The following is a 10285-nucleotide window of genomic DNA, read 5'->3' as shown; positions in this document are numbered from 1 at the left end:
ATTTTTTCTCCAAGATGGTATATCTTAGAGAAGTAAATAAGCATTTGTTTTAAATAACTTTTGTTCATTTTATCAGCATCCTTTCTATTTAGGTTTTCGCAAAACATATTATAGAAAGGATGCTTTTATTTTGCAAATTTTTTTCTTTCAATTTCCAGTAAAAAACGGAAAATCACATATTTCTAGCTGCTCTTAGTTAAATTATATAAATCAACGTGTTTATCACTCTATAAATTTTTAAATGCGAAATCTCTGAATGGGTATAGTTTTACAAGACACATTTATTTTTGCTGGCACAATATACGACAATATTAAATATGGAAAGCCTGACGCCACATATGAAGAAGTTATAGCAGCAGCTAAAGCAGTACATGCTGATGAATTTATAACTCAATTGAAAGATGGTTATTATACACAAGTTAATGAAAGAGGTTCAAGGTTGTCTGTAGGTCAAAGGCAGCTTATATCTTTCGCTCGCACATTGCTTAAAAATCCTGCAATAATAATACTGGATGAAGCTACGTCTAGTATAGATACACATACAGAGATACTAGTTCAAATGGCATTGGAAGAGTTACTTAAAGGAAGAACTTCATTTGTAATAGCTCACAGACTTTCAACAATAAGAAATGCCGATAGAATCTTTGTAGTAGAAGATGGGAATATTGTTGAAGAAGGAACACATGAAGAACTAATGGCAAAGCATGGTAAATATTATGATCTTCAAGTTTCACAAATTAAATTTGCGGTATAGCGATTAGGACTTATTAATTAAGAAGATGCAGTTCAATGCTGCATCTTCTTTGTCATATCTTCTTTGACAATTGGTTGTACATTTCATCTGCCAATCCAAGCCCTGAGTTTTTCGCTATTTCCTGTGAATAATTGTCATACATCATTGTAGTAAATACATCTGTAGCAAAGTCATCACCAGTTAGCGGATCCTTTGGTATAGTATTTCTCATCTCAGTAAGCATTTGATTTACAAATACGGCTTCCAAGTCGATACACGCTTCTTTCAACTTTTGCTTGTCCTTATTGTTTAAAGCATCTTGTATCGCCTTTTGAAAATCGCCGGTATTAGTGTTGACATTAAGCTGATTCACCTGATTTACTTCATTTATACTGCTTACAGGATCTATGTTCATTTAAAACTTCCTCCAATTGTAAATATTATCTCCTTAAATTGTTGGCAATGCTAAGCATGTCATCTGCTGCTTGAATAGCCTTTGAATTTAGTTCATAAGCCCTTTGAGCTGCTATCATGTTTACCATCTCATTTACCACTTGCACATTTGAAGTTTCTAAAAAGCCTTGACGGACGTTCCCCATTCTACCCTGAAAATCATCTCTTGTGCCAGGATCTCCAGATGCTGCTGTTGCTTCATAAAGGTTGTCGCCTTTGTCCAAAAGTCCATCTGGATTTTGAAAATTGTAGATACCTAAAGTCGCTACATCCTGCTGTGTCCCATCAGAGTTTTTCACAGATATGACTCCCAGAGGTGATATGGATATATCCTTTTGGGTACTATCAAATGTTATAGGATTTCCTCCGTCGTCTAAAACAGGATAGCCATCAGCAGTAGTAAGTGTAGCAGTGTTTTGATCTACGCTTAACTTAAAGCTTCCATCTCTCGTGTAGTACGTATTTCCATCAGGGCCTAACACTGCGAAAAATCCTTCTCCGTCTAACGCCACATCTAAAGGATTATCTGTCTCTTGCAGGCTTCCTTCGCTAAAGTCTTTGACAATGGCAGATGGCCTTACACCAACTCCCACCTGCATGTTTACAGGTTTCCCCTGTCCTCCATTTACGTCTTCAGTCTGAAGCGTCTGATATATAAGATCCTGAAATTCCGCCCTATCCCTCTTAAATGCAGTCGTATTTACATTTGCAAGATTATTTGAAATCACATCAACATTAAGCTGCTGGGCATTCATGCCTGATGCAGCAGACCACAATGCTCTTATCACTTATACCACCTCTTTTTATACTTTTCCAACTTCGTTTACACTTTTATCAAGTGTTTCATCGAATGCAGACACTGACTTTTGGTTTGCCTCATAAGTCCTCATTGCGCTTATCATAGTCACCATCTCATCTACTGGATTTACGTTTGAACCCTCTAAATAACCCTGCTTTACTTTTGAAGTCGCAGGTATAGCTTGTCCACCAGTTGTGAAAAACAGATTGTTGCCTTCTTTTCTGAGTGTATTGTAATTTGCAAAATCCACTATGTTTAACTTATCAACAACTTGCCCATTTACGCTTATGTTTCCAGACTCATCAACGGATATATCTCCGTTATTAAGCTGTATAGGGCCATTTTGGCCTAAAACGTAGTAACCATCTTTTGTCACAAGATACCCATTGTTGTTTAAAGTAAACGAACCATCTCTCGTGTACCTTACGCCACTTGGCGTGCTTACAGTAAAAAATCCTGAACCGTCTATAGCAAAATCCAGCTTCCCATCGGTCTTTTCAATGTCACCTTCAGAGAAATTGGTGTTAAACGTCTCAACTAAAACACCGTAATCCATAGTCCCAATATTGCCATTGTAGGGCATATTGTCACCGCCGCTTCTTGTAACCATATAATCAGGAAAAGCCATCGTCGTCACAGTGTCCTTTTTGTAGCCTGCGGTATTTACATTGGCGATGTTATTTGAAAGCACATCTACTATCTTCTGCTGTGCTATCATTCCTGATGATGCTGTGTACAAACCTCTTAGCATACAAACACCTTCTCACTTGATTTTAAACGCATCAATGACAGTTTCGTGGTCTTCCATAAATGGCAAAGACTCTAATGCCTTTCCCGTACCTAAAGCCACACATGATATTGGATCATTCGCCAGTACGACTGGCACATCCATCTTTTCCTCCAGCAATTTGTCAAGTCCATGCAGCAGCGAACCCCCACCAGTAAGCACTATACCTCTATCGCATATGTCTGCTGCTAATTCTGGCGGAGTTTTTTCTAATACGCTGTGGACCAGATCGACGATATCAGCTAACGGCTCTTCCAGTGCTTCCGCAACCTCATCTGAGCTTATATCGAAACTTTTCGGAAGCCCAGATATAAGGCTTCTTCCCTTTACAGTCATATACTCTTCCTTGTCTTTTTTAAGAGCAGAACCTATATTTATCTTTATTTCCTCAGCAGTCCTATCACCTATGATGATATTGTACTTTTTCCTTATGTACTTTATTATAGCGCTGTCAAAATTATTTCCTGCAACTTTGATACTTTTAGACACCACTGCGTTACCTAAAGAAATGACAGCAACATCAGTGGTGCCTCCCCCAATATCTACTACCATATTGCCACACGGCTTCTCTATGTCAAGACCTGCCCCTATAGCTGCAGCTATAGGTTCCTCAATCAAAAAAGCTCTTCTGGCACCTGCATGTACTGCAGCATCTATGACAGCCCTCTTTTGAACCTGTGTCACCTCACTGGGTATGCAGATCATTATTCTGGGCCTCATTATAATTCCCCCGCCGCAGGCCTTTTGAATAAAATATCTTAGCATTTTTTCGGTTATATCATAATCTGAAATCACTCCAGCACTCATTGGCCTGACAGCTATAATATCCCCCGGCGTCCTGCCTACCATTCTTTTTGCCTCATCGCCTATTGCAAGTACTTTGCCTGTATTTCTATCGATGGCCACAACAGATGGCTCGTTTAAGACGATCCCCTCATCCTTCATATAGACAAGTACAGATGCCGTGCCGAGGTCAATTCCAATATCTTTTGATAAAGCAAACATCTAAACACACCTTTCTTCTGTTTTTCGACATTGTATTGGCATCCATATTCTTTATCGACACTTAAAAATAAATATTTAATAAATAAATTCGACAAATATTTCATAATTCCTCTTTTTAATATTAAATTTTTATTTTCCTGACTTGTACTTTATTTTAGTGGCATTGCCACCTCTTATATGTCTTTCAGCCTTATTTTTCTCCAATACTTCTTTGACTTCTTGGTAGAGCTTAGGGTTTATATTCTCAAGTCTTTCTGTTACATCTTTATGAACTGTGCTTTTGCTAACACCAAAAACTTTTGCAGCTTCTCTTACAGTCGATTTGTTCTTTATTATATATTTCCCTATCTCCAATGTCCTCTCTTCGATATAATCTTTCAATACAAAAACCCCCTTAAGTATAGACCTTTCAATATATTTATATGCGGGGATTGTATCAATAGAATAAAATGACAAGCTTCAACGCAAAAAAATAACAGGGTTTTCCCCTGTTATCCTGATAATAAACACACTGTTTATTTGCTGAAGTATTGCATGGGGTCTATATAATTTCCATCTTTTAGTAACTCGAAGTGGACATGTGGATCTTCCGCAATTTCAAACTTAGCAGTATTTCCAACTTTTCCTATGACACTTCCTTGTTGTACTGCCTGTCCCACTTTCACACTGACGTCATCCTCAAGATTGCTATAGCGAGTTATATACGAACCATTTTTTATCTCTACAGTGTTTCCAAGCCTACTATCGTTGTACACTTTTGTCACAATACCGTTCATTGCTGCCACCACATCAGTGCCTAAATCCGCTTTTAAATCAACTCCTTTGTGGGTTGTCCATTCATCGAGAGTCTTTGAATATGTAAGCTTCGTCACAGCAAATTCCATTATCACATCTCCATTGACTGGTTTTATCAGCGATAACGTAGCATTGCTTTGACTCTTCGTATCCGCACTTGCTGTAGTGATGTTTGACATGGTATTTACAGCGTTATTTGATTGCGGCTTGTTCTCCACTGTCTTCGATGCTGTATTTGATACATTAGTTTTCGAGGACGATGATACATTGGTGGAATTTGTGTTTTCAACTTTCACTTTGTTTTCTTCTTTTGTCGTGCTATTATTCTTAGTAGTAGGGTACTCCGAAACAGTATTCTTTGTGCTGGAGTCTGTCTTCACAGTATTTTGCGTTGTACTAAGCTCTGCCATCTTCTTTAAGTTATTGTCTGTAACATAGACAGCAGTAACAGCTACGACAACTATGCACAAAAACAAAATTAAGTAGAATCCTTTTCTGTCAAAAAACCTTGCTAAATCGTCTCTATTTATCTTCACAAAAATTCACCTCCTTTTGGTATTTTAACCAATATAATTTAATTTATACCAAAGGAGGTTTCACGATATCTATGTAAGCTTAAGCTTTTCCATTTTTTAATTTTAAAAGGTTATCTATCTTCATTATTTCTACACCTGTATAGTAGTGCTTCAATATATCTTCAAAGTTTTTGCCATCCTTCGCCATTGCATTTGCACCATATTGACTCATTCCTACACCATGTCCATATCCAATCACATTTATCACCACGTTGCTTCCTTTCATGCTAAAGCTAAAGTTGGTGGAATTTAGCTGGAATAGATCTTGTATATCTGTTCCTGTAAAGTCTACGCCGCCTATGTTCAGCGATAAAACGTGTCCTGCTTCAGTCCTTTTTACGTTTTTTATGTATCCTAATACATTTTTTGTGCTTATATTAGCTTTAGGCGTTTTGCTTTTTATGCGGTTTACAAATTCTTCTGATGATACTGTCACAGTCGTCTTAAATTTCTGGGCCACTTCTTCCCCTGGAGATGGCACGCTTTTTAAATAAGGAAAGTTCTCCTTCCACACGTTAATGGCGTCTTCCGTCTCACCACCGCTTATGGCATGATATACAGGATCTATAAGTGCATCATTGTAAACTATCACAAGACCTTTCGTGTCATTTACCGCTTTCACTATCTTGTCATGGTACAAATTGTACTTATCACCCCATCGAGATTTCATTACATCGTCTGATATCCATGCCTGACAGTGCTTTGAATCTGTGCATATATCGCTACCTGGATGAAGATCGCAACCTTTACCACCTAAAGATAATTCCTTCGAAAGTGCATACGTCCTTGCAGCAACTGCTTGAGCCTTTAAAGCTTCTAATTCAAAATCCGCTGGCATCTCTGCTGCCACAACACCTACAAGGTAATCTTCCAGATTCATCTTTACATTTTTGTCTTCATCCACCACAAACACATTAATCGTATTGTAATCAGCAGGTGCTTCTTCTACATTGGTCTTTATGTCTTTAAGTCCTCCACTATTTATAAGCCTGACAGTGCTTCCATGGGATACAACACTTCTTGCAGGCGCCAATCCTATGACGATTACAGTTGGCAGTAAAATAGTCGCAAAGACAATTAAAATAACCCCGTACGCAATATGCTTCATTATATCCTCCTTAATACAGGATAGTAAAGTATATGCGTCGGGGTAAAAATTTATGAATCAATAATTTATAACCTTCTGTACATAATCAACCGTCAGATCCTTCATCATGAAGTCTATCATGCGGGATATCATGGCTGCCGCTTCCTCCCTTGTCAATGTGTCATTGGCATCTATGTTGCCGTAGCTATCACCTTCTAATAATCCAATCTCATTTGCAACGTAAATGTCCCTTTTAGCCCACGATGGAATGCTAACATCATCTTTAAAGCCTGTATTGAAATTGCCCGATGGAGCAAGGTTAGAAAGACCTAGTGCTCTTATGAAGATGACTGCCGCCTCCGCTCTGGTAAGTGGCTTATCAGGGCTAAACTGATTTGGCGCAGTTCCTGATATAAGCCCAGCTTGACTTGCTGCTTTTATGTAGCCGTAATTGCTGTCAGAAGTAGATACATCTACAAACGGGGATACTTCTGCAGTTTTAGACTTTGAGTAGCCCGTCATCTTCGGGACAGTATAAGGTGCCAAATTTATGGCTTTGGCAACTGCAACTGTAAAATCAGTCCTCGTTATAGGAAGTTTGGGGCCAAAATATTTTGAATCATTCGGGAAAATCTCCATGCTCATTAGCTTCAATATATCGTCATATCCCCATGTGCCGTTTATATCCCGTACATCCGGCACCACAAGCCTTTTTTCTTGCGGCACTTCGTCTAAACTTGCGCTGCTTGATCCTGTATTTCTTCCTATTACATTACCACTTCCATCGAACTCTGGCAAATCGTATGTGTACGTCATGACGTCTTGTCCAGCTTGACTTAAAAGATAACCGCCCCTAAAGCTTATGTAGTTAGGATCATTTGTCACGTACTGAAGGTCAGAGCTTACAGTAAATGATACATTCACATTGGCAGTGCCGCTCCACGATATATTCGTATTGTTAGATACGGTATTGCCTTCTATCGTGTAGTTAATCTGCTGTGTCTTTACACTGCCGTAAGCGTGGCTATACCCTACCGTTTTGTCAGTTATGTCTACAACAATGGTTCCGCCGTTATTGTTTAGGGTGTACACCTTTCTGCCTGCAAAATTGCCTGCAAAATAATCTACACCTGGGTTTATCGATTTAATGTCAGAGCCATTGAAATCATAAGATGACAGCCTGTAAACTTTGCCGCCTTCTGTTATGGTCTCTGAAAACCGGCTTAAAGTGGTATTTGACTGAACTTGATTGTACTGATCCTTTGGCGTGTCCACAGTAGTAAATGTCAAAGTCCTTGTAAGCTTACCACCATCACCTGATGACAATTGATACCTGTACGTTGACGTGGTGGTTCCAGATCTTGTAGACTGTGATACGGTAAGTTTTCCATCAAATACGACAGGACTGCCTGTTATAAACACTACTTCTTTGTATTCATATTCATTGGCAATACCACCTTCATACCCTGCGTCGTTGGCAAAGGCGTAAACTGGAATAACCATAAACAATAGTATCAATATAATCATAATCTTCTTCATGCTGCATCTCCCCATTTACTGCTGTACAGTGACTATTATCCCTGAAGCGCCATCTCTCACTATGTAGAGACTATCTCCGCTATTTAAATCATTGACAGATATTACTTTGTTGTTCTTCACTATGACTGCCTTAGTAACATCTATAGAGTCTAAAGATGTATTAAGCTCCCAATTGTTGTTAAGCCCATTCCAATCCATCACATTGTCCAAAGTCAAGACATTGCCATTAACGCTGCTTAATACCGCTTTAGTCACCCTGTCTGTACTAACTAAAGGCCTTAAGTTTACAGCTATTGCATTATTATTGCTGGAAACGACGTACGCAGAATAATAATTAGAGCCGCTGTACTTCTGATTTAAAAATTGACTGTACGGTATGTTTGAAGGGCTGTTGCCAGTATTATCTACAATATATGTTTCATCGCCGACGTAAAAAATTTCGTCGCCATTGGCAACCCATTCGTTGTTGCTTAAAGATTCATCACCGTAATCATTGCCACTGTAATAGTAGTAGTTGCCAAGCGTTATGGAATCTGACGTCACGGTTATAATATTTCCTTTGGCGTAGTAGTATCCAGATGGACCATTTGCATCCAATATTGATATGAAGTTTGCCCCGCCACCTCTTGCAAATGAAATGTAAGCCTGACTTACCTTAGACAACTGGTCTTTTGGCACCAAAAGCCCATCATCCAATATGATAGTGCCGTCATTGACGCTTACCTGACGATTGTCGCTAAGAGTCACCGTCAAAGTATTTCCATCGTACGATATGTTGCCAACGTAGCTCATATTAAATCCATTTTGTATAGATACAAGTGTTGCAGTATCTGTGCCATAATGGTTTTCCACCATTATATATGCATCATATCCTTTGTACTTGCTAATATCGCTTACAGGTATTTTTAGACCATTAAGGTAGACTGATGCACCATCAAGACTGTACATGGAATAATTAGATGATGTATTCCATTGGCCTTGTCTATAAATTTGGACATTCTTAAGCTGTATTTTAGGATTAAAGCCAGAAACTCCTGTTATGGTCCCTCTTATGACTGCAACAGCCTTGTTGTAGTCGCCCTCCAAAAACACTTCATCAGGCGTATTGGAGCTTATGCTGCTGAAATAAAGCTTTATATACTCTCCGACTTTCAAATCTCCTACGCTTAGTGACCCACTTCCACCTTCAACAGGCATATCAACATTTGCCGTATATGTATTTCCATTGTCCAATGTTATTGAAACTTGACCGCTATTCGTCTCTATGTCGGTTATCTTTCCGCTGTACTGCCTATCTCCAAGATTGACCTGACCATTTCCACTTAAATCAGTGTACACGATATCTATTCTTGTGGCTGTACTGCCAGAAACAGTGACTTTAGCTGTCTCCCCGTACTTTAAGTCGCTTATAGATGCATTAACAGAATTCATAGTAAGTTGTGTATTGTTATTATAGTATATTATATAGCTATTTCCACTGTCATCTATGAGCCTAAAACTTCCTTGCCAAACAGCATCGATTGTACCGCTTAAAACATATGAAGATGTACTTTCTGTTTCAGCAAATACCACATTGCTGCCATTTGTGTAATATGTGATTCTGTCGCCATTTGTGATTAATGAAGATAACCCTGCAACACCGTTTTTCAAAACTGCAAAGTCGTAATTTGCACTTTGCGAATTTTCGGAAACCAATGCAATATCTTGTCCACTATCATTTTTAATTTCGTATGTGTACCTTGTGCCGCCGTTTACGCTGTCTTTTTGTATGTCTTCAACATAGCCCATATCTTTTGTGTATCCCATCATTGTATATGAAATATTAAAAGCTCTGCTTAATACGGCTGCCATCTGTTCCCTTGTGATGTAGTCGTTTGACCCAAAATAGCCATTTGTGTATCCCGACATTATTTTCGATTCAATCGTCGCTTCTATGTACGGCAATTTATCTGCATCGAATAGGCTGCTATCTTTGTACGAATAGACGTACTGTGCATCTTTCCCATAAACAGGCGTCAGATTTATACCTTTAGCAATCCAGTTGGCTATCTCCTGCCTTGTGGCGTTTTTCGTAAAATCCAATGACTGCTCCTGCTTTGACAGAAGCCCTGTATTTTTAGCAACGGTTATTACACCTTGTGCCCAGCTATCCACTGTACCGCTGGAAGCAGTACCAGCAGCACCTGGTGCTCCACCAGATGCACTGTTTTGAGCCACTTGCACGTCTTTCTCTTTCCCTATTAGCCTTAGTATCATGGCAAGTGCTTCTTCTCTTTTTAAATAACTTGCAGGATAATAAAGTCCATCTCCATTGCCTCTTATGACTGCCAAGGCTGTCATCCTCATTATATCGCTTTTTGCAAAGCTATTGCCTATATCATTGTAAGTCATGTTCGCAAATATTGCTGATGCATTGTTTACACCGGAATAAACCGTTGAACCGTAAACGGAAGCAAACAGCAAAATGGATAAAATTGAAACCACAGTGATTGTTTTAATTAGCCTCTTCATA

At 38.9% G+C, this 10285-nt stretch carries 10 protein-coding genes; 1 reads left to right on the top strand and 9 read right to left on the bottom strand.

The window, feature by feature from the left end:
- Nucleotides 1–256 precede the first annotated feature (256 nt).
- Entirely contained in the window at nucleotides 257–754 is a 498-nt protein-coding gene (locus HNR52_RS07825) for an ABC transporter ATP-binding protein (RefSeq protein WP_041592135.1), read from the top strand.
- A 52-nt stretch (nucleotides 755–806) separates the two neighbouring features.
- Here the strand turns inward: HNR52_RS07825 and HNR52_RS07820 are convergent, their stop codons facing one another.
- The 9 genes from HNR52_RS07820 to HNR52_RS07780 all read right to left on the bottom strand — a co-directional run bounded on the left by HNR52_RS07820 (nucleotide 807) and on the right by HNR52_RS07780 (nucleotide 10284).
- The gene (locus HNR52_RS07820; RefSeq protein WP_013788904.1) at nucleotides 807–1148 is read right to left on the bottom strand and encodes a rod-binding protein; all 342 of its coding nucleotides are present in this window, start codon (nucleotides 1146–1148) and stop codon (nucleotides 807–809) included.
- A gap of 25 nt (nucleotides 1149–1173) precedes the next feature.
- Nucleotides 1174–1974 (bottom strand): flagellar basal-body rod protein FlgG, encoded by an 801-nt coding sequence (gene flgG / locus HNR52_RS07815; protein WP_013788905.1) that lies wholly within the window; start codon nucleotides 1972–1974, stop codon nucleotides 1174–1176.
- 15 nt (nucleotides 1975–1989) lie between these two features.
- On the bottom strand, nucleotides 1990–2736 hold the full coding sequence (gene flgF, locus HNR52_RS07810) for a flagellar basal-body rod protein FlgF (RefSeq protein ID WP_435620217.1): 747 nt from the start codon (nucleotides 2734–2736) through the stop codon (nucleotides 1990–1992).
- A gap of 12 nt (nucleotides 2737–2748) precedes the next feature.
- A complete protein-coding gene (locus HNR52_RS07805; RefSeq protein WP_013788907.1) occupies nucleotides 2749–3777 on the bottom strand; it encodes a rod shape-determining protein in 1029 nt (342 codons plus the stop codon).
- 129 nt (nucleotides 3778–3906) lie between these two features.
- Nucleotides 3907–4158 (bottom strand): sporulation transcriptional regulator SpoIIID, encoded by a 252-nt coding sequence (spoIIID, locus tag HNR52_RS07800; protein WP_013788908.1) that lies wholly within the window; start codon nucleotides 4156–4158, stop codon nucleotides 3907–3909.
- 134 nt (nucleotides 4159–4292) lie between these two features.
- Nucleotides 4293–5108 carry a M23 family metallopeptidase gene (locus HNR52_RS07795; RefSeq protein WP_013788909.1) on the bottom strand — a complete coding sequence of 272 codons (816 nt, stop codon included), beginning with the start codon at nucleotides 5106–5108 and terminating at the stop codon, nucleotides 4293–4295.
- A 79-nt stretch (nucleotides 5109–5187) separates the two neighbouring features.
- On the bottom strand, nucleotides 5188–6255 hold the full coding sequence (gene spoIID, locus HNR52_RS07790; RefSeq protein ID WP_435620216.1) for a stage II sporulation protein D: 1068 nt from the start codon (nucleotides 6253–6255) through the stop codon (nucleotides 5188–5190).
- A 57-nt stretch (nucleotides 6256–6312) separates the two neighbouring features.
- Nucleotides 6313–7773: an S-layer homology domain-containing protein gene (locus HNR52_RS07785; protein WP_435620215.1), complete on the bottom strand. Its 1461-nt coding sequence runs from the start codon at nucleotides 7771–7773 to the stop codon at nucleotides 6313–6315.
- 15 nt (nucleotides 7774–7788) lie between these two features.
- Nucleotides 7789–10284 carry an S-layer homology domain-containing protein gene (locus HNR52_RS07780; RefSeq protein WP_435620214.1) on the bottom strand — a complete coding sequence of 832 codons (2496 nt, stop codon included), beginning with the start codon at nucleotides 10282–10284 and terminating at the stop codon, nucleotides 7789–7791.
- Nucleotide 10285: the final 1 nt, after the last annotated feature.

The sequence above is a fragment of the Thermoanaerobacterium thermosulfurigenes genome (assembly GCF_051201035.1).
GTDB lineage: Bacteria > Bacillota > Thermoanaerobacteria > Thermoanaerobacterales > Thermoanaerobacteraceae > Thermoanaerobacterium > Thermoanaerobacterium thermosulfurigenes.
Note: the sequence above shows the minus strand (reverse complement) of the source record. Positions and strands in the feature narration are given on the sequence as shown.

Coding starts and splice junctions, on each gene's coding strand:
- HNR52_RS07780 (WP_435620214.1), bottom strand. CDS start 10,284: ATGAAGAGGCTAATTAAAACAATCACTGTGGTTTCAATTTTATCCATT.
- flgF (WP_435620217.1), bottom strand. CDS start 2,736: ATGCTAAGAGGTTTGTACACAGCATCATCAGGAATGATAGCACAGCAG.
- HNR52_RS07820 (WP_013788904.1), bottom strand. CDS start 1,148: ATGAACATAGATCCTGTAAGCAGTATAAATGAAGTAAATCAGGTGAAT.
- HNR52_RS07805 (WP_013788907.1), bottom strand. CDS start 3,777: ATGTTTGCTTTATCAAAAGATATTGGAATTGACCTCGGCACGGCATCT.
- HNR52_RS07825 (WP_041592135.1), top strand. CDS start 257: ATGGGTATAGTTTTACAAGACACATTTATTTTTGCTGGCACAATATAC.
- HNR52_RS07785 (WP_435620215.1), bottom strand. CDS start 7,773: ATGAAGAAGATTATGATTATATTGATACTATTGTTTATGGTTATTCCA.
- spoIID (WP_435620216.1), bottom strand. CDS start 6,255: ATGAAGCATATTGCGTACGGGGTTATTTTAATTGTCTTTGCGACTATT.